Source organism: Methylobacterium sp. CM6257, from assembly GCF_054611515.1.
The window spans coordinates 470,834-490,646 of sequence record NZ_CM137735.1 but is presented as its reverse complement, the minus strand read 5'-3'; the positions used below and the strand labels follow the sequence as shown (position 1 = coordinate 490,646).

The window sequence follows — 19,813 nt, the reverse complement described above, 5'->3', positions numbered from 1 at the left end:
ATCTGTCGAGGACTCAGCGTGACCCAGCCCGTCATCATCACGGTGGCCATCACCGGAGCACTTCCCCGAAAGGCCGACTCGCTCGCCGTCCCGGTGCGGCCGGCCGAACAGGTGGAGTCGATCCACGAGGCCTATGAGGCCGGTGCCACCATCGCCCATATCCACGTCCGCAACCCCGACGAGAGCCCGAGTTCGGACCCCGAGCTGTTCGCCGAGGTCCAAGAAGGCGTGCGCAAGTACTGCCCGGACATGATCGTCCAGCACTCGACCGGCGGGCGCGGCCGCAGCCAAGCCGAGCGCGGGCGTTGCGTGCTGCTCCGGCCGGACATGGCCTCGCTGTCGACGGGCTCGGTTAACTTCCCGCATCAGATCTACGAGAATCCCCCGCAGCTGGTCGAGGAACTCGCGCGAAGCATGCTGGAGCACGACGTGAAGCCGGAGATCGAAGTCTTCGACGCGGCGATGCTCTACAATGCCAAGGCACTCATCGATCGCGGCCTGCTCAAGGCGCCGGCACACGTCCAGTTCGTGATGGGCGTGCCCAACGCCATGCCGCCGCGCCGCTCGCTCCTCGAATTCCTCGTCTCCGAGCTGCGGGAGATCATGCCCGACGCGACCTGGACCGGCGCGGGGATCGGTCGGGCGCAGCTCCAGATGAACGAATGGTGCCTTGAGCTGGGCGGCCATTGCAGGACCGGCCTCGAGGACAACCTGCGCTTCGACAAGACGCGCCTCGCCAGCAGCAACGCCGAGCTCGTGGCCCGTGTCGCGGAGATCGCCGGCCGCTACGGACGTCGCGCCGCCACCGCAGCGGAAGCGCGGCAGATCCTGTCTCTACCGGCGGCCTGATGGTCCGACCTGCTGCCCGGACGCCTCGAGCCATGCCGGATGACGCTGCAGGCGTGCCGGGTTCCAGACCGTGGTTGCAACGCGATCTGTGGCGCTGAACCAATGTCCATTTCGGCGGAGAGCGCTCCAAACCTGAGCCCAGCCCGACGGGGAGGAACATCATGATCACACCTGTCGAAGCCACGCATCCGAATTCTATCCGCAGGGTTGCCTTCGCGAGCTGCATCGGTGCGACGATCGAATGGTACGATTTCTTCCTCTACGGCGTCGTCACGCCCCTGGTTTTCAACAAACTCTTCTTCCCCAACTTTGACCCGCTCGTCGGGACGCTTCTAGCGTACGGCACCTTCTTCGTTGGCTTCGTCTCCCGGCCCATCGGAGGCATCATCTTCGGCCATTACGGCGACCGTATCGGTCGCAAGGCCGTCCTGGTTCTGACCCTGCTGATTATGGGGGTCGCGACCTTCCTGATCGGCATCCTGCCGACCTATCAATCCGTCGGCGTCTGGGCTCCCGTGCTGCTCCTCGTGCTGCGGGTGCTGCAGGGACTCGGGATCGGGGGCGAGTGGGGCGGGGCCGTTCTCATGGCCGTCGAGCACTCGCCGGAGGGCAGGCGCGGCTTCTACGGCAGCTGGCCGCAGATCGGCGTACCGGCCGGTCTCCTCCTCAGTTCCGGTATCGTGGCGCTTCTCTCGATGATGCCGGATCAGGCGTTCCTGGATTGGGGGTGGCGGATCGCTTTCCTCTTCAGCGCGATCCTCGTCGCGGTGGGCTTGTATATCCGCCTGACCATCCTCGAGACGCCGGCCTTCGCGCAGATCAAGGAGGCCGGCAGTGAGGCGAAGGTGCCCTTCCTCGCGCTGCTGCGCGGCCACCGCCGCAACATCCTCTTGGGGCTCGGCGCCCGCTTCATCGAGGGTGTCACCTTCAACACGTTCGGCGTCTTCTCGATCGCCTACGTCACCACCGTCCTCGGCCTGCCGCGGCAAACCGCCCTCACGGCGGTCATACTGGCCTCAGCCCTCATGATCGCGATGCTGCCAATCTGTGGCATGCTGTCGGACCGATTCGGCCGGCGGCTCGTGTTCGGCGGAGGCGCGATCCTGATCGCGCTCTTGGTTGTCCCAGCGTTCGCCGTGATGAACACCCGTGAGACCGGGCTGATCTGGCTGATGGTCGCCCTCCTGCTCGGGGTGATCTACCCGCTCATCTATGGTCCGCAGGCTGCCCTGTTCTCGGAACTCTTCGACACCCGCGTCCGCTACACCGGCATCTCGTTCGTCTATCAATTCTCGGGCATCTTCGCGAGCGGATTGACTCCCCTCGTCGCAACGGAATTACTGCGAATCGGCGATAAGGCGCCGTGGTACCTTGCGGCCTACATTGTTATGGTTGCCCTGATCAGCGCGGCCTGCGTCGCCCTGATGCCGGAGACGCATCGGAGAGACATGTCCGTCGATGAGGCGACGGATCCGGCTGCCGGGCTCGTTCGTGGGGCTCGCTCCATCTAAGGGAGACGCGCGATGGAGCTCGAGCTGAGTGGGCGGGTCGCTCTCGTCACAGGCGCGGCTGCGGGGATCGGGCTGGCGATCGCCAAGACCCTGGCGCAGGAAGGGTGCTGCGTCTGGATCGCGGACCGCGACGGAGGCGGTGCGCAGCGCGCGGCCGCATCGCTCGCCGAGCAGGGGGCCCGGGCGCACGCTGTGACGGTCGATGTGTCTCAGGAGGACGCGGTATGGGATGCGTTCAGGACGATCGAAGCGACAAGCCGCCGTCTCGACATTCTGGTCTGCAACGCAGGGCTCCTGAAGACGAAGCCGTTTCTCGAATCGTCCGCCGCGGACCTGCGGGACGTCCTGGATGTCAATCTTCTCGGCGCGGCGAGCTGCCTGAGGGAGGCGGCCCGTATCATGGCCGCTCAGGGCGATGGGTGCATCGTCAACGTCGCATCGATCTCGGCCATGCGTGGAGGCGGCTCCATCGGCAACGTCCTCTACGGGACGAGCAAGGCCGGCATCGTCGCCCTCACCCTTGGGCTGGCCCGCGAGCTCGGACCGCTCGGGATCCGCGTCAACGCGGTCGCGCCGGCCGTCGCAGATACACCGATGACCCATGCGAGCCTCGACGCTGGGACGATCGAGCGCATCACGTCGCGGATCCCGCTTCGGCGTCTCGCGACCCCCCGCGACATCGCCGAAGCTATCGCCTTCCTCGTATCGGACCGGGCTGGCTTCATCACCGGAGCAGTCCTGCCCGTCGATGGCGGTCTTTTGACGATGTAGCTCCGAGATAAGTCAGGCGCTTCCAGGCATGCGGCCGCAGTGACGCGCGCTCCGGTCAGGCCGTTCCTCCGGTCGAGATCCCGGTTACGTCGGCTGCGAGCTCTGGAGCGGGTCGCCGTCGCCGTTGGACGGCTGCCCGCACCGGAGCGAGGCTAGGGCGAGGAGCATCGCGTCGCGCGCCTCCACGCACTCCGCCATCGACCGCACGCCGACGGCGTCGCGCACGCCTTGCACCACCTTCTCTTCCAGATCCGCATCCAGCACCGGAGTGCCGAGATCGGCCCAGCGCTTGACGTGGCCGGGACCCAAATGATCGAGGAAATGCCGGATCCCACCGGGACCGCCGGCCATATGGTAGGTGAGGTACGGGCCGGCGACGGCCCACCGGAGCCCGGGGCCGTAGCGCACCGCGTCGTCGATGTCAGAGACGCTCGCGGCGCCCTCTTGGAGGATGAACAGGGCCTCACGCCAGAGCGCCGAGGTCAGGCGGTTCGCGATATGCCCGCGCATCTCGCGTCGCATGACGATCGGGTGCCGTCCGAGGCGGCGATAAAGGCCAACGGCGCGCTCGACCGCCCATTCGGCACCCCCGAGGAGCTCCACGAGGGGGACGAGGTGCGGCGGATTAAACGGATGAGCGACGATGTGCCGATCCGGGTACTGGCAATCAGCAACGATCGCGCTGCGCAGCTGCGATGAGGTGCTCGTCGCGACAACGCAGTCATCAGGCACCATCCGGTCAATCTGTGCGAGCAAAGCGCGCTTCACCTCCTCCGAATCGGGACCGTTCTCCTGCACGAATTGCGCAGTGCTGACGGCATCTGCCAGATCGGTGTGGTAATGCAGGGCGCTGGTGTCCGCGGCGACGGGATGGCCGAGGCTCGCCGTCGCGGTGGCGATAAAAGCTCTCAGCAACGCCTCCCGTCCGGGAGCCGGATCGTAGGCGTAAACTTCGAAACCGTGCGCGAGGAACAGGCTCGCCCAGCTCATCCCGATCGTGCCGCATCCGACAATTGCGATCCGCATCGTCTCCATCCTTCCCCTCCCCTCCGCGTTGGAGGCTTCGGTCCACACGGACGACTCACTCGCTCGGATGGCTGTTTTTGTCCGGGCGCGGGAAGAACAACTCGTCGAGGCCGGCAGGCCGAACTTTCAGCTGGCCCGTGCGATAGAGGAATTCGGAGTAACGATCGATGTGCTTAGGCGTTGTCGTGTACTCGACTTGCGGATCCTTGAGGATCCGCACCACCTGCTCGACCGTCAGTTTCTCCTTAGAGTCACGCAAGTAGATCTCGGCAGCGCGCTGCGGATCGGAATTGATCAGGTCGGTCGCGCGCTGGAAGGCTGTGACAAACACCTTGTAGAGGTTGGGATTGCTCTCGACGAACCGGCGCGTTGCCCAGAGCACCTCGAACGTGGCGTTGCCGAGAAGATCGTAGGAATTCAGGATCGAGTGTATCCGCGGGTCTTCGAGTTCCTGGTAGTTGTAGGGCGGCGAGGCGAAATGCAGGTCGACCTCACCTTGGCCCGAGAGCAGCATCGACATCGCCAGCGGATGCGCGAGGCCGACCCCGAGCGAGTCGAGCCGCCCGAAATTCTCTCGACCGAACATCTTCTCAGCGGCCATCTGGAGCATGATCGCCTGGATCGAGACCCGTGCGGCCGGCATCGCGATCTTGTTGCGATCCGTGAGATCGGCGATCGACTTCAGCTGCGGGTCCCGACTATTAAGATTGATCGGCATCGAGCACATCGCGACCACGCCTTTGACATCAGCGTTGCCGCGGGTGCGCGACCAGATGATCAGGAAAGGTGGAACGCCGCCGGATCCGATATCGATCGCCCCCGACAGGAGGCTGCCGTTCATATCGCTGCCGCCCGCCATCTGCACATAGTCGACCTTGAGCCCGGCAATTCCGGCCTCGCGCGCAGCAGCTTCGACCATCCCTTCTTTGTTCATCACCACGATTGGCAGGAAGAGGAGGCCGAACTGGTACGCGACCCGCAATTCGTTCTGCTCTGCGCGTGCCGGACCCATCGCGGTCGCGATGCAGAATAGAAGCGGAAATGTGAGGATAATCCGTAGATTTCGCACGCGCAGAATCCCCTTCTACATCATGGTCCGGCCGCCGTTCACGTCGATCGTGGCGCCGGTCACGTAGGCCGCGTCCGCTGAAGCGAGGAAGAGGATTGCGCCCGCGATGTCGCGCGCGTCGCCGAACCGCCGCAACGGGATGACCTCGGTCAGAGCCTCGCGGTCCGTGCGCCGCGAGAGCTTGTCGGCGATGCGGTCCGTCAGAGTCACGCCGGGCGCGACCGCGTTGACCGTGATCCCGAACGGACCGACTTCTTGGGCCAAGTTGCGGGTGAAGCCGAGAACGCCCGCCTTGGCGCTGGCATAGGGCAGGTTCGAGACCTCGCTTTTACTGCGCCCGGCCTGCGACGATATGTTGATGATCCGACCCGATCCGCGCCGCTTCATGTGTGGAAGCACGGCCCGCGAGCACAGGAAGACGCTTGTGAGATTGAGACGGAGCGTATCTTCCCAATCCAGCAGGCTCATCGCTTCGAGCGGCCTGGGATCAGGCCCCTTCCCAGCGTTGTTCACGAGGATGTCGATCGTCTCGAACGCTTCCTTTACTGCGGCCACACCATCCGTGACCTCGGCCTCACGGGTGACGTCAACGCGCCGGTAAACGAACCGATCGCTCCATGAAGTGACAGCGGCTCGCAATTCGGCCACTGCGGCCGAGTCTGGCGTTTCGATGTCAAATGCGCATACGCGGGCACCTTCGGCCAGCAAGGTCTCGCAGGTGGTGCGCCCGATCCCCTTCGCTCCGCCCGTGACGATTGCAGCCTGTCCACTCACGCGTCCCATTCCCACTCCCCAGGCTCGCTGCACGCGCGCTCGGCTGCCCGCCCGCATCCGACTTGTCAGCTGCCGCCCTCGGCGTTCGAAGCGCGGCAGGCAGCAATATTTTTCTGGTTCGAGCCGGGATCATCAGAGACCGATACGAAAAAATTTGCAATCCGGAATTTTCCGCGTCACGATCAGCGAAATAGTCCCAACTCGCCCTGATCGCTGGTCAGAACCTGGATCGGCAGTGAGCCAGCGGTGCCTCTCCTGATCGATGGCCGCCCGAGAACCAGATCGTGGATATGAGCCGCCAGAGTCGTCGATTGATCCTGCCTTCGGTTGCGCTTATCAGGATCCGCTCCGTGAGCTTCGAACCAATTGAAGCAATCGCTGGTGGAAGAAGCAGCAAATCTCCTGACGCAACACCGATCCTACTAATTGTATGTTGATATAAGATCTCGAGCGCGGCCAGCAAGCCTGGAAATGACGCCTGACAGAGGGCATATGCGGTTCCTAGCTGAATTCGTAAAGTATCATATTAGAACAACCCAACGCTGCGCGCCTTCGCCATCGTCGGCAAGTGGTAGAGATGTTGTGCTCGACGGGGCTGTGCACCTCGATTGCGGAGAGCGGAGCGACGATGAGCCACCTCGACTTCATGACTGCTCTTGAGTTGCGGCGCCTGATCGCAGCCCGCGCGGTCTCGCCGGCAGAGCTCACGGAGCGCGCCCTCACGCGTGCCGAGGCGAACCAAGCCTCCTTGAATGCCTTCTGCCTTCTGATGCCGGAGGAGGCCCGCGCCGCTGCATGGCAGGCCGAGGAAGCCGTGATGCGAGGATCCCCTCTTGGGCTGCTCCACGGTCTGCCGGTCTCGGTGAAGGACCTGATCGCGGTGGCGGGAGTCCCCTACGCTTCGGGGTCGCGCGCCATGGCGGGCAACGTCGCCGCCGTCGACGCGCCCTCGGTCGAGCGCCTGCGGGCGGCCGGCGCGATCATCATCGGCAAGACCACGACGAGCGAGTTCGGGGCGAAGCCGGTCGGCGACTCGCCGCTCACCGGCATCACCCGACATCCCTGGGACCTGACGAAGACACCGGGCGGGTCGAGCGCCGGCGCGGCCGCCTCAGTCGCGGCAGGAATCACGCCCTTCGCACTTGGCACGGATGGCGGCGGCTCCCTGCGCATTCCGGCAGCGCTGACCGGCCTCGTCGGATTCAAGGCGCAATTCGGGCGCGTCCCGGTATGGCCGACGTCGGCAACGCCGACCTTGGCCCATGTCGGCGCTCTCGCGCGCAATGTGGCCGACGCCGCTTTGCTGACGACGGCGGTTGCCGGCCACGATCCGCGCGATCCCTTTGCAGTGGCGGGGTCCGTGCCCGACCTTCTGGGTGCGGCGGAGGCTTCCGTCGACGGCCTGCGGGTCGCTTGGAGCGCGACCCTCGGCTACGCGCGGCCCAACCCGGATGTCGTTGCCATTGCCCGTGCTGCGGCCATGACTCTGGCAGACCAGGGGGCAATCGTGGAGGAGGTCGAGGCTGTCTTAGAGGCCGATCCGGCTGATCTCTGGACCGCCGAGTTCTACGCCGGCATCGGCACACGCCTGCGCGGCGTCCTCGAAGACCGCCGCGATCTGCTGGACCCGGCAGTCGCCGACGTGCTTGACGGTGCTCTCGCTCAGGAGATGCGCGCCTACTACGAGACCGTCTTCGCGCGCTACGCGCTTCGGGACCGGATGGTCAGCTTCTTCACCCACTACGACGTCCTCCTGTCGCCGACGCTGCCGATCTCCTCCTTGGAAGCAGGCCGGAACATTCCTGAAGGACTGGACGATCGCAGCCTCGTCTCCTGGGTCTTCTACACGTACCCCTTCAACCTGACGGGCCAGCCTGCAGCCTCTGTCTGCGCGGGACTTACCTCGGACGGAATGCCGGTCGGCCTCCAGATCGTCGGCCGCAGCCTCAGCGAGGCCGACGTGCTTCGAGCGTGTGCGGCGATCGAGCGGGCGCAGCCGCCGGGCTACAATCTTCGGCCGCCCACAGGGCAGTGAGTACCGCCGCAGTTTGGATGCCCAGGGCCGGCGCAGACGTAGGCGAAGCTGTTCTGGCAGCATCGCTGTCGCGCGTCCGAACGAAGGCGATCTCCTGTCATGAAGGCGGACCGAGATGCGGTTGAACTTAGAAGTCTGGTGCGGACGCGATCCAGCGTCGAAAACTTTGCTGACGGAACATCCGCTTCCAAGATGCCGACGGGTACGGCTTAACGGCTCCAATGGGGGCAAAGCCGAACGTCCGGTTCTGCGCACGTTGGCAATCCGGCGTGACGTAGTCTGGCCGAAAGCGGCCTGACCGCTTTCAGCGTTCAAACTGAGGAAGCGGAAGTTCGATGCGGCTCCGTCGCCGCCTTGAAATGTCTCCAGCCGGACATTCGAGCCACTGTCGATCAAGTTCCGGATCAGGACGAGGGAGCACGCATTCACCCACGCCACCGCAATGGGCTGCTCCTCCGCTGACAGCGCAGCTTCGCCGATTGGACGTTGATCGAGAAGGTGCGTTACGAGGTCTTGCACCCCGGTAGGATGTGGCACGTCGACGAGTTCGCCGGCGCCAACGCCGGACTCGTCCTCGCCGAGGTTGAACTCGATCATCCTGCGCAGGCAGTAACCCTGCCCGATTGGGTCGGTCAGGAAGTCACTTCGGATGACCGCTACCACAACTCGCACCTTGCCGACGCGCCGCAGCGATACGGCCGGACCGAGCTTGCGGCGCGACCCGCGCCGACGGAAGACAAATGTCTATTAGGCTATGAAACAGTCGAGTGCGCATTGCCCTGACCGGTAATTTGGACCGGGCCAGATGAGAGGGTACTGCATGGTAGCGGCCATGGGGCCATGTAGCGGCAATCGAAACTGCAACATACTGTTCAGACGTCACCTCGAAGTGAGCGTCGGCATTACTCAATCGAGCATGGCGTTCGCTGTCTCAATGGCGAGGTGGCCCCTGATCCGCTCCCACGAGAGTGGATCAATGTCCCGCGGCGTCCAGACCGACGCCAGCCCCATGAAACGGGTTCCGGCATCAGCGGCTCGATCACGGGCCACTCGGCATCTGTTAGGTCGGTTTCATTGCCCACGCCCGGGCGGCTATGCTGCCGCTGAGCGGCCGGGATCCATACGGCTGGTCTAGGTCAGGCTTCAGCACCTTCCTGGAGTCACCCCATCCCGACCACCCAGCCCGTGCCAATCAGCCTTATCGGGTGGGCTCGGATGACGGCCACGGTTCATCCTTTTACTCAATGAGCCGTGATCTTTCCTACCATCGGGCAGTTCCCCTCCGACAAAGGCCTAAAAGCCTGCTCTGCAGGAATCGTAGAGATCAATTTATAGTAGTCGAACCGGTACTTCGACTCAGTTGGTGACTTCACTTGGAAGAGATAAATGTTACGCATTACGCGACCGTCCTCGCGGACCGACCCGTTCTTCGTGAAAAAATCATTGATTGGCAATTCCTTCATTTTCTGGACAACCTTCGTGGCGTCGTCAGTCCCAGCCGCCTCAATGGCCTTTAAGTAGTGTGTCACCGCGCCGTAGACGCCAGCGTTCGGCATTGTGGGTACCTTGTTGACGCGTTCCAAGAATCTTTTCGTCCACGCCCGCGTCTCGTCACTCATATCCCAATAGAATGCGGAGGCTAGAAGTAGGCCCTGCGCGTTCTGCAAACCCATACTGTGAACATCCGAAATGTAGGTGAGAAGCCCGACGATCTGCTGGTTCTGCGTGATACCGAATTCGTTCGCCTGCTTGATTGAGTTGACCGTGTCGCCGCCAGCGTTGGCGAGGGCTATCACCTTTGCACCCGAAGCTTGCGCCTGGAGCAAGAAGGAGGAGAAGTCCTGGGTATCCTGTGGGTGTCGGACGGCGCCGAGGACTTTTCCGCCGGCCGCCTTCACCACCGCCATGGCGTCGCGCTCGAGCGCATGTCCGAAAGCATAGTCCGCGGTGATAAAAAACCAGGTGTCAGCCCCACGCTTAAGCAGCGCCCCGCCGGTCGCGTGAGCCAGCGCGTAGCTATCGTATGTCCAATGCACGCTGACCGGGGAGCAGGCCTTTCCGGTCAGGTCGGACGAGCCCGAGGACGAGATAAGGAAGGCGCGGTTCTTCTCCCGGGTGATCTCTTGCACCGCGAATGCGATTGACGAGACGGGCACGTCGACGATCGCGTCCACCTGCTCGCGATCGACCCATCGGCGAGCGATACTAGCGCCAATGTCGGTCTTGTTCTGGTGGTCGGCGGAAACGACCTCGATCCGCTTGCCGAGCACGGTCCCGCCGAAGTCCTCAACGGCCATCTGGGCGGCCGCAACGGAACCCACGCCGCTCAGGTCGGAATAGAGTCCGCTCATGTCTGCGAGTACGCCAATCTTGACCAGGCCGTCCGAGATCTGCGCGGACGCATTGGTAGCCAGCATCGTGCAGGTCGCCACTGCGATGAGTGTGCATTTCCATCTTTTCAAGGCGTTCCTCCTGTCCATTGTTTGTAAATATTGATAGTTAACGCGCAGCTTAAGTAGGCAAACTTTGTAATCCCACGATCGGAGTCGCTAGACTGGGCGCGTGAAGATGCCCGCCCGCTGCCAGCAAGCGCAAGCTGACTGGTGCATCTTGTTTCCACATTTTCTCGGCATCCAGCTCTCCCGAGATGAACTAATCTGATTCGTAAGCGCCGCATCGGAGGACGCCCGTTTAGTTTAACTTGAGTGCCCAAGGCGTGTCGGCTAAGTTTACTGACGGGCCCTGTACGCAGGATTAGGAGGATGGAAACTTCTCAGCATCGGACAACGCCGAGCCGCTCGTTGAGGCCGCGCGTTCCGCTCATTTGAGATTTTCATTGGGTATCGTCCTCCAGTTTCGGCCGAGTATCCCGGCCTGAGGCCTCGGATATGGGCAAGATACCTTTCATTTGTATCTAATTATCTTGTGAGCTAGCAGAACCGCTTATTGGGCTTAGTGTCCGAGAGCGATGAGGTAGGCGTCAGGATTACGTCGGGAGCGGGGTTATGGTGCGCGGCGGATAGGCAGGCTTAATTCGGCAGCTCACCCGAACCATCTGACCACTCCAACAGCAGCTAAGGAACAAGCTAAGCCAACTTCAAAAACTTGGCTATGAGAGCCAGTATGGGCGAAAACAAATGCGAGAGCGAGGGAACTCACTGCCTGGAAGATTGCAAAGCTGGCTGTCGCGTATTGCCAGACGACCCCTGCAGTCTCACCTGCAATCTCGCGTGCCCGGCTGAGTGCCACTGCTGTTGCCCCGATTCCTCCGAATCCCCCTAGAAGTGCACCAAGGAGCAGGCAGAAGGACGAGGGCGCCAGGACGAGCGCGACTGCGAACGCCTGGAGGGTGAACCACATCTGGATGGTTCTTGCGCCGCCCCAACGATCGACTGCGCGCCCGACCGCGAGAGTTCCCGAAAGGGCACCGAGGCCAAAGAGCAACAATGCGTAGCTAGCGAAGCTGAACGTGTGGCTTTGGCCCCGGACCGCAAGATCTGCGAGATAGACCATGTGTGGAACCATGCCGGCACCCGCTATTCCGTAAGCTACTATCAGAACGATCGCGCTGCCGAAGTTAGCCCTCTCTGATGGCTCGAAAATTTGAGTCTGCGGCCAGGCGGGCCGAGCGAGCGCCCAAAGACCAACCATGCAGACTGCGAGGACAATCCAAGTGGCCGGCAGTCCCCAGTTAAGTAGCGGTGGGATCGCGAGCGCCGTGACAATGATACCGCTTCCGACACCTGCTATGACAATACCACCTGCAGTTCCGCGTCGGGAGGGTTCCACGACGGCCTGCACCGCTGGACCAGCAAGGGACATGAGGACACCGCCCGAAACCCCGGCGGCGCTACGCCAGACCGCCAACCAGACCACGCCGCCATTCCAGCCGCAGGCAAAGAAGGAAAGCGCTGTCAGCAACATGCCGCAATCGAGTGAGCGCGGGACACCGATGCGCTTTGCTAAGAGTCGGCCGCCGGACACTCCGATGAGATAGCCCACCAAGTTGAGAGCGCCCAGCAGACCCGCGCCACCTCCATCCAGCCACTGGGCTGTGACCATGGCTGGGAACAATGCCAAGTAGGCAAAGCGGGCAAGACCTACCCCAACAAGCGTCGCTGAGGCGCCGGAGAGAGCAGGGCGAATAAACCGAACTCCGACGGCACTGACTGGACCGGAGAAAGAGCAATGGCTCGGATGGGCGTGCTGCTCCACAGGTTGCCTCTTCACCGAGTGCTACGTTACGCTACTTATTTTCTCCCGAGGGCCGCTCCAAACGGAAGCCGAGCTTCACGTTTACCTGGAGATCACCGAGCGAGCCGCCGCGTTGGGAATGCCCGATAGTTTCGATGACTTGACACCACTCAAGATGTCGGACTGTTTGTGATGGGGACGCGGACGCGACCGTCTACCGGATCGCGCCACTTATGCAGGGAGGTGACGAGCCATGGATTTCGGCCGCGGAATAAATGTCGCTCGTCACGGCCTCCCTTGTATTCGGATATTCTCGGAAATGGCATTGCTCGCGGGTAGAACTGCGCGTCAGGACCGCGTCTTGCCCCCGATGCTCTGAGTAGCGTCCGCCGCAGTTTGGATTAACCGGCGAGAAATGGCATCAACTTTGCCGCAGGGCACCTCCCCTTCAGGGCCCCAAATAGTAACTCCCAAGGCAACGTTCCCGGATGCATCGAAAACTGCGGCCTGCGCAAAGTGAAACTCATAATTTTCGTCGGCTCTTAGCGGCCCGGGATTGTAGCTGGTTGCGGCGTCCGCAAGCAATCTACCGAGTTCCTTCTCGGTTATTGCGGCATCGCCGATGCTGGTCAGGAAGGCTGCGCGCTCCCATTTGAGGCTCACCTCATGGCCGAAGCCGATAGCGCAGCCACGCGAGCGGATATTCTTAATCATTTGCATGCACGATTGGCGGTCGAGACAGAATTCGCCGCCGCAATGAGAGAGCCACTCTGACTGCTCGTCCGGCGTCCCCCAAGCCGCGAAAACGCCACCGACCGGCGGCATAAACGGCAGCCGCTGCCCGACACGTGTGGGGAAATCTACTGTACGCGACCGTCCAAATGAGCCGACAAGAATAATCTCGTTCTTCACGCGAGCGACCGCGGTCACCTCAGTGTCGAACTCGCTCGCTAACCTTTCGAGCGAGGGCCGAATGCGATCGAGCAACCTCAACTTGTCGAGGATCTCTACCTCGCCGCTGATCATCGACTGGGCGGTGAACGTGCCGTAGCCACCACGGTAGAAAAGAAGCGGCGTAGCTGCCGCGCCGAGGTCCAGATCCAAGACGCGGCCCAGCACGATCAGATGGTCACCAGCCTCGTATTCAGTTTCCTTCACACATTCTATCTGCGCAATGGCGCCGGCGATCACCGGGTTGCCGAGCTCGGACCGGCTCCAGTCGATGTCGGCGAATTTGTCGGGCCGCTTCGAGGCAAGATCGCGGCAGACGTCCAGCTGATGTGCACCGAGGACGTTCACGCAAAAGCTGTCGAGCTGCTGCAGTTTCTGCCAGCTGGACGATTTCTTATCGGGCATGAAGGAAATCAGCGGCGGATTGAGCGAAGTCGAGCCGAAGCTTCCGACGACCATTCCGACTGGGGCACCATCCGCGCTGCAAGCCGTGATTACCGCGACGCCGGTTGGATATTGTCCAAGGACCTCGCGAAAGCGACTGGCCGAGATGGCCGAGGACGACGGTTCCATCTTACTCCCTTTCGAGGGTTAGGTGCGGTAACACCGACGACAGTGAGATTGGCGGCGACGGCTTAACCTGACCTGGATTTTGGATCGGTTCGAGTAAGAGGCAGCTGAATGGCTATGGTCATCGGTAGCCGGAAAGCCAGACTAGGCAAACAAGAGGCGACAGTGGCCAATGCTCGTTTCAACCTTTGCGGCTTTCAGCAGCGGCAGCGCGATAGGTAGCGATCCGGCTGTGAATACCGGGCTGTGCGGCCGAACGCGCAAGGCTGGCTAAATCTCTGTCGTCTGCGAGTTGATCCTGCCGAATGTTGGCGAGGAGTTCGCTCATCGCTGAAGAGGTGAGGTCCTCGATGCCTGTCCTAACTGTCGTGATGATGCCGTCCCAGGCCTCAACTTCTTCGAGGTGGGTCAACAGGCCAACCTCCCGTGCTTCGACACCAGCGAGTGTAGAGTTCGCAAGAAGAATTTCACGCGCCTTCTGCTCCCCAACAAGGCACCCGAGCCTGCGGGTGCCGAGAGCAATGCCGAAGCGGTAGCCGGGAAAGCGGAAGCGGCAGCCGGGCGCGCCAAGCCGATAAGAGGACGCGGCCACCAGATCCGCACCTGCGCCAAAAGCAGCTCCATGCGCACAAGCTATCGTCACGAAGGGAGCGCGCCAGAGCAATTGAAGCACCTGCTCGATCCGGACGAAGCGCAGAAGCAGGTCCCCCTCTGACAGATCGTCGACGCCTGTGAAGTCGAAGCCGCCGCAGAAGTTCTTCCCGTTCGCATCAAGCACCACGAGACGAACGCCTGTTTCAGCCGCCTCCTGGAGGGCCAACAGCAACGCGTTGCAAAGCGTGTCATCGACCGCGTTCGCTTGATCGGGCCGATTAAGCGTCAGGCGCAAACCGCAGACTCCGAGATTGCTGACGATGACCGGACTGTTCATCAGTCGCTCTCCTTGATCCAATCGCGCGCGACCTCCTTCGTGTGTTCCCCTAAGATCGGCGGCGGCCGCTCAATCTTGAATTCGAAATCGCTGATTGCGATGGGAAAGCCGACGGTCGTCGTGCGGACGCCGTTGGGCAGCGTGAGATTGTGGAGCAAGCCCATGGCCTCGACATGCGGATCAGCCAGAATGGAATCGAAGCTGTTCACCGGCGCGCAGGGAATACCCTGGGCATCGAGTTCCGTGAGCCAGTGCGTGCGTGGCTTGGTGCTGAAGATCGGCTGTACGAGATCGAATAACTCGGCCTGGTGGCGCGCGCGCAGCTCTTGAGTCTCGAACCGCGGATCCGCAGTGAACTCCTCCCTTCCCACGACGCCGCAGAACTTTCGCCAGAGCTCCTGGTTGCCCGCTGCGACGACGAACGGGGCATCCTCTGCGTCGAAGCCCTGGTAAGGGGCGTTTCGCGGGTGTGCCGAGCCGAGGCGACGTGGAACGACACCCGTGCCGAAGTACTCGCTGGTCTGGAGTGCTGAGATTCCCAGGAGACTGCCTAGCATCGAGCAGTCGATAAAGGCGCCCTTACCCGTCTCCGCCACCTTCCGCAGTACTGCCGAGATGCAGTATGCAGCATAGAGGCCGGCGCAGAAGTCCCCGACAGGAACGCCGCACTTGACGGGCGAGCCATCGGGCTCGCCTGTCACGCTCATCAGGCCGCTGATGGCTTGGACAGTAACGTCGAATGCTCCCTTCTTTGCATAGGGGCCAACCTGGCCATAACCGGAGATCGAGCAGTAGACGATCCGGGGGTTCACCTTAGCCACAGCTTCATAGCCGAGGCCCAAACGCTTCAGGACGCCCGGCCGGAAATTCTCGATGATGACATCGGCCGCCCGGCAGAGCTCCTGAAGATGTGCGACTTCATCCGGGGCCTTGAGATCGACAGTGATGCTGCGCTTATTGCGATTCAGTGAGGCGAAGTTGCCGCTGAAGCGGCTGGCGTGCTCAGGCTCCTCCGGCGCCATCAGCGGCGGCCAGTCACGCATACCATCGCCGCCGTCCGGCCGCTCGACCTTCACCACGTCGGCACCGAGGTCGGCCAAGAGCATGCCGACGTAAGGACCGGCTGCAATCTGGCCGAACTCAAGGACACGTAGACCGGAAAGGGGTCCCTTGCTCGTACCGTTCATGCCCGGAGCCCTGCCTGCTTCATCAGAGGAATGACCGACTCGCCGAAATAGGCGAGATCCGGCAGGTAGTCGAAGAAGTTCACCTGGACGCCGTCGCAGCCGGCCGCCTGCAGCTTCACAAAGCCCTCGACGATCTGCTCGGGTGTGCCGACAAGGTGGACGTTCCCACCAATCACCCACTGGGCGCGGCTGTGTCCGCGCCAAGATTTGGTATCGCCGCCCACGAAGGTCTGCACGAAGTTGTCCGCTGCTACGGGGTCTTCGTGCTCCAGGATGCGGCGGTAAGCGTCCTGCGCCTCTTTCTCGGTCGGGCGGCAGATCACGTGGGGGTTGATGATCGTCTTGACCTGCCGTCCGTAGGAGGCGGCGAGGTCTTTGATGCGGGCGTTAACCGGCGGCAGGGTCTCGTAGGCTTTGGCCGGCTCGGCGCCGCCGGGGCTGGTGATGAAGATGAAGTCCGAGTGCTTCGCCGCGTAGGCCAGCCCGGCGCCGGACGACGCCGCGTTCACGAGAAACGGCCGGCGCGCGCCCGGCCGCGGCGCCAGGAAGGCCTTCTCCGTCTTCCACCAGCGCCCATTGAAGGTCAGATCCTCGTCCTCGGCCCAGAGGCGTTCCATAATCGTCGTGAACTCGTCGGCCATGTCATAGCGCAGATCGTGCTCGATCATGTCGAGGCCGAACATGCGGTACTCGCTCGGCTTGTAACCCGTGACGACGTTCACGCCCCAGCGTCCGCCGCTGATGTGGTCGAGCGCGGCGCCGAACTTCGCGAGGTGCAGCGGGTGCCAGGCGTAGAGAATGTGGACCGTGTTGATGAGAATGATCCGCTTCGTCGTCGCCGCTAGCGCGGTGTTGACGATGATCGGATCGAGCTCGTGCTCGCGGAAGCGCATCTCGCCGCCATAGCCGCCCTTGCTCATCCACTGCGCCAGTCCGAATGCGAGGTCGAACCCGAGATCCTCCGCCTTCAGCGTGCATTGCGATAGGTAATCGAAAGTCCAAGAGGTCGTCCGAGGAGCACGAGATGGACTCCAGGCGCCCTCCTGCATCGGCAGAAAGAGACCGAGAACGAGATTGTTCTTGGGAAGTCTATCAAGCGGCGATCGCGTTTCGACATGGGTGCGAGCTTCCTCGCGTGCTGACCGGTCTAGTGTGGCAGCGTCGTCCGGCATGGTCTGAATCCCAATCCAAGAAAAAGTTCATAAGGCGCACTGAAGCCAATAGGCGGAGGGCCGGATCTTCTGCGTCGTCCGAATTTACCTTGTTTGCCGCATGGTCCTCATGAAGTTGTTCACTCAATAGCGTGGTGAAGACAGAGCTTATCGGAGCGATAATGGCCAGATGGCAGCTGACCACTATTGAGGTGCCGCACGTATGAAGCAGTCAGGTCGCGCTGATGGGTACGCAGCCGCTGGACACTGTGATGCCACTGTCCAGTTGCACAACCTCCTCGCGCCGCGGACGGTGTCCGGCGAGATCATCCTAACAGCATCGTCCTACATAAAAAGCGGATTATTTTGGAGGTGTTCGTTCGAAAAAAACGAACTTGGTGTGCGGAGCACTAGGAGTTGAAACCATTTTGCGCTTAGAATCCACGAGTGGCAGCCCGCTCACGGTTTGAGACGATGCTGCGGAGCTGCCAAGTTGGTTTTTTGCTCCGCAGATTAGCGTCAATACATGCTCTGGCTCTCACGCTGGCGGGCTCCTCAGTTCCAGGCGAGGCAAAGACGGGCGTGAACATCAAGCAGCTTGAGACTTTTGCGGAGATAGCGCGCTGCGGTAGCTTTACTGGCGCAGCGGAAAGACTGAACGCGACACCCTCGACTGTGTCGGCTCGGATTCAAGAGCTTGAGCAGGATCTCGGAGTGCTGTTGTTCGATCGGATAGGCCGGAAGACGCGTTTGACGGCAAAAGGGCGTGAACTGCAAATCTATGCGGACCGTGTAATTGCAGCGTGCTCTGAAATCCGTTTGAGAGTGGGTAGAAGGGAGGCGTTGTCGGGGCTTGTTCGTCTCGGCGTGGCAGAACTGGTGGCAGTGACATGGCTGCCGAAATTTGTCGAGCTGATTCACCAGAATTACCCGCGGTTGACACTGGAGCTGAACGTTGCCCTGACGGTCGACCTTCAGAAAATGATTGTGGACGGCGAAATTGATCTCGCATTGATGCCGTATTTGCATTCCGAACCTCACCTCTCGGCCCGATCGCTCGGCTGTGTTCGCTTTGCTTGGATGGCAGGCCAAGCGATTTCATTGCCGGACCGAGTGATCGAGCCCTCCGACTTCCGCGACCTCCGTGTTCTCTCTTTGGGCAAGAACAGCTTCCATCATCGGACCGTCGAGGGCTGGCTTAGCGCGCGCGGACATGAGGTGAGGGCCGTTGATCTCTGCAATAGCATGGGGGCAATCGCATCGCTGACCCAGGCCGGAATTGGGGTCAGCTTGCTACCGGTCCAGTGCTACCAGCCGGAGATCGCTTCGGGCGCCTTCCGGGTGCTTGCGACGCGGCCGGAGGGCCCGTTGGTCGAGTTTTTCGCCGTGCACGCCTCGCGCTCTTCGACATCGATTCCTTTGTTGATGGCCGAAATGGCCGTGCGAGCGAGCACGTTCGAGATGTAGATGTTTGATGCCAGCATTTGGTGGTGCAGTCTCAATGCTCACGTGACTGTGCGCCCGCGGCGAAGGACACCCGCAGACCCGGCACGAGGCTTGGGTCGCGGTGGTCCGGGCGCTGATCAGCAGCCCGGCTTCGTCCAGCCGCAGCTCATCGGCGTGAGGGCCGGCCGGGATCGACGGCAGCGACGGGTATGACATCGGCATGGCGCTGCCCCGGTTCATACGAAGAACAACGCCCGAACCGCCCGCCAGCACCGAACGTGCGGATAAACTCCTTTTGGATGCCGATCACAAGCACACCCTCCAAGTTCTCAGTGCTGGTGCAGTACACGAGTCTCTCCCCTAGGTCACGGCGGCCGCAGCGACTTCGCTGACCGGGGGGTAGCTCCTTTCGCTCTGCGCAATAAGCGGGTCTAGGCGGAAGACAGAATTTCATTGGGTGGCACAATGGGCTGACCTCTTATATCTGCTGGAGCGAGCTCAGCTTCCAATGCGAGCGGCCTGATCCACATCGACATTGGCACGTTGATGCCAGTGGTGGTTGGCGAGCCTCACCATGGAAGACCGAGACATTCGTGCGGCTCTTAATCGTCATTCGGCCGCGTCTGATGCCAATGATTTTGAAGAAGAGCACCGGATCTACCGGGAAGACGCAGTACTTGTGTGTCCGCAATCGGGCGAACGCATTCGTGGACGAGAGAACATCCGGTTGTCCCGCACCGTGCAGCTGAACCAAAAGCGCTTCGCTATACGCCGCATAATCGGAACGGGCGATTTGTGGATCACCGAGTACGTCTTAACTTACGACGGGCGTCCGTCTTATACCGTCAGCATCATGGGGTTCGCCGATGGCAAGGTAGCGCGCGAGACCCAGTACTTCACTAATGCATTTGAGCCTGGTGCTTCGCGCGCAGTAGGTCAAGCGAATGTCATAATCCGCAACCGTCGACGTCTGGCCGGAAAGAACCGTACCCACTAGGACAAATGAAGTAGGCCGAAGGTACAACCTGCGGGAACTGCGCAAAGTCTGCTCGTAGAAGATGAGCATGCATAACGGCCATCCAACCTGTCAGTATGCAAACAGCGCGACCCTTCCTTAAACATCGCTACCGCAACGTCTGCTTCCGAGATATTGCTAAATTCAAGTAAACGGCGAGAATGGGCGCAAAGCCGAATGTCCGGTCCTGCGCGCGCTGGCGATCCGGCGTGACGTAGTATGGCCGAAAGCCGCCAGTCCGCTTCAGGAATGATAGGTCCCCGAAGCGGACGCATATGGCCAGCCGCAAGCCGCCGCTGGTTGCTGCGTCATAGGCTTGGCAACGGGCGCAGT

Annotated in this window: 16 protein-coding genes and 1 pseudogene; 7 read left to right on the top strand and 10 right to left on the bottom strand. The window is 61.8% G+C overall.

Features of this window, described 5'->3' with window-relative positions; all coding sequences use genetic code 11:
- The first annotated feature begins 18 nt into the window (after positions 1 to 18).
- The 3 genes from ACYCO6_RS02435 (at position 19) to ACYCO6_RS02425 (ending at position 3,131) form a co-directional block, all read left to right on the top strand.
- Positions 19 to 849, top strand: coding sequence for a beta-keto acid cleavage family enzyme (locus tag ACYCO6_RS02435; RefSeq protein ID WP_459768967.1), 831 nt, complete (start codon positions 19 to 21; stop codon positions 847 to 849).
- Positions 850 to 1,010: 161 nt separating this feature from the next.
- The gene (locus ACYCO6_RS02430) at positions 1,011 to 2,360 is read left to right on the top strand and encodes an MFS transporter (protein WP_459768965.1); all 1,350 of its coding nucleotides are present in this window, start codon (positions 1,011 to 1,013) and stop codon (positions 2,358 to 2,360) included.
- 12 nt (positions 2,361 to 2,372) lie between these two features.
- Positions 2,373 to 3,131, top strand: coding sequence for an SDR family NAD(P)-dependent oxidoreductase (locus tag ACYCO6_RS02425; protein WP_459768963.1), 759 nt, complete (start codon positions 2,373 to 2,375; stop codon positions 3,129 to 3,131).
- Positions 3,132 to 3,215: 84 nt separating this feature from the next.
- On the opposite strand, the gene ACYCO6_RS02420 is transcribed toward ACYCO6_RS02425, so the two are convergent.
- The 3 genes from ACYCO6_RS02420 to ACYCO6_RS02410 are packed head-to-tail and all read right to left on the bottom strand — an operon-like array spanning position 3,216 to position 6,057.
- Positions 3,216 to 4,157, bottom strand: coding sequence for a 3-hydroxyacyl-CoA dehydrogenase NAD-binding domain-containing protein (locus ACYCO6_RS02420; protein WP_459768961.1), 942 nt, complete (start codon positions 4,155 to 4,157; stop codon positions 3,216 to 3,218).
- Between the two features lie 55 nt (positions 4,158 to 4,212).
- The gene (locus ACYCO6_RS02415; protein ID WP_459768959.1) at positions 4,213 to 5,226 is read right to left on the bottom strand and encodes an ABC transporter substrate-binding protein; all 1,014 of its coding nucleotides are present in this window, start codon (positions 5,224 to 5,226) and stop codon (positions 4,213 to 4,215) included.
- A 15-nt stretch (positions 5,227 to 5,241) separates the two neighbouring features.
- Complete coding sequence (locus tag ACYCO6_RS02410; protein WP_459768957.1) at positions 5,242 to 6,057, bottom strand: SDR family NAD(P)-dependent oxidoreductase; 816 nt, start codon at positions 6,055 to 6,057, stop codon at positions 5,242 to 5,244.
- A gap of 571 nt (positions 6,058 to 6,628) precedes the next feature.
- Here ACYCO6_RS02410 and ACYCO6_RS02405 point away from each other — a divergent pair.
- Positions 6,629 to 8,035: an amidase family protein gene (locus ACYCO6_RS02405; RefSeq protein WP_459768955.1), complete on the top strand. Its 1,407-nt coding sequence runs from the start codon at positions 6,629 to 6,631 to the stop codon at positions 8,033 to 8,035.
- Positions 8,036 to 8,521: 486 nt separating this feature from the next.
- Entirely contained in the window at positions 8,522 to 8,818 is a 297-nt protein-coding gene (locus ACYCO6_RS02400; protein ID WP_459768953.1) for a CYTH domain-containing protein, read from the top strand.
- Between the two features lie 458 nt (positions 8,819 to 9,276).
- On the opposite strand, the gene ACYCO6_RS02395 is transcribed toward ACYCO6_RS02400, so the two are convergent.
- The 7 genes and pseudogenes from ACYCO6_RS02395 to ACYCO6_RS02365 form a co-directional block, all read right to left on the bottom strand.
- Positions 9,277 to 10,452, bottom strand: a complete 1,176-nt coding sequence (locus ACYCO6_RS02395; RefSeq protein ID WP_459768951.1) for an ABC transporter substrate-binding protein — start codon at positions 10,450 to 10,452, stop codon at positions 9,277 to 9,279.
- A 625-nt stretch (positions 10,453 to 11,077) separates the two neighbouring features.
- Positions 11,078 to 12,250, bottom strand: coding sequence for a YbfB/YjiJ family MFS transporter (locus tag ACYCO6_RS02390; RefSeq protein WP_459768949.1), 1,173 nt, complete (start codon positions 12,248 to 12,250; stop codon positions 11,078 to 11,080).
- 31 nt (positions 12,251 to 12,281) lie between these two features.
- Positions 12,282 to 12,416: pseudogene (locus ACYCO6_RS02385) on the bottom strand (dodecin domain-containing protein); the annotation flags it as partial.
- Positions 12,417 to 12,577: 161 nt separating this feature from the next.
- Positions 12,578 to 13,753: a flavin reductase gene (locus ACYCO6_RS02380; RefSeq protein WP_459768947.1), complete on the bottom strand. Its 1,176-nt coding sequence runs from the start codon at positions 13,751 to 13,753 to the stop codon at positions 12,578 to 12,580.
- Between the two features lie 178 nt (positions 13,754 to 13,931).
- Positions 13,932 to 14,681: an enoyl-CoA hydratase/isomerase family protein gene (locus ACYCO6_RS02375; protein ID WP_459768945.1), complete on the bottom strand. Its 750-nt coding sequence runs from the start codon at positions 14,679 to 14,681 to the stop codon at positions 13,932 to 13,934.
- Positions 14,681 to 15,868, bottom strand: coding sequence for a CaiB/BaiF CoA transferase family protein (locus tag ACYCO6_RS02370; RefSeq protein WP_459768943.1), 1,188 nt, complete (start codon positions 15,866 to 15,868; stop codon positions 14,681 to 14,683). Before ACYCO6_RS02370 ends, ACYCO6_RS02375 begins: the two co-directional genes overlap by 1 nt.
- Positions 15,865 to 17,040, bottom strand: a complete 1,176-nt coding sequence (locus ACYCO6_RS02365) for an LLM class flavin-dependent oxidoreductase (protein WP_459768941.1) — start codon at positions 17,038 to 17,040, stop codon at positions 15,865 to 15,867. Before ACYCO6_RS02365 ends, ACYCO6_RS02370 begins: the two co-directional genes overlap by 4 nt.
- 561 nt (positions 17,041 to 17,601) lie before the next feature.
- On the opposite strand from ACYCO6_RS02365, the gene ACYCO6_RS02360 reads away from it, so the two are divergent.
- Both ACYCO6_RS02360 and ACYCO6_RS02355 read left to right on the top strand, forming a co-directional pair.
- Positions 17,602 to 18,486: a LysR family transcriptional regulator gene (locus tag ACYCO6_RS02360; protein WP_459768939.1), complete on the top strand. Its 885-nt coding sequence runs from the start codon at positions 17,602 to 17,604 to the stop codon at positions 18,484 to 18,486.
- 553 nt (positions 18,487 to 19,039) lie between these two features.
- A complete protein-coding gene (locus ACYCO6_RS02355) occupies positions 19,040 to 19,462 on the top strand; it encodes a nuclear transport factor 2 family protein (RefSeq protein WP_459768937.1) in 423 nt (140 codons plus the stop codon).
- The last annotated feature ends 351 nt before the right edge of the window (positions 19,463 to 19,813 follow it).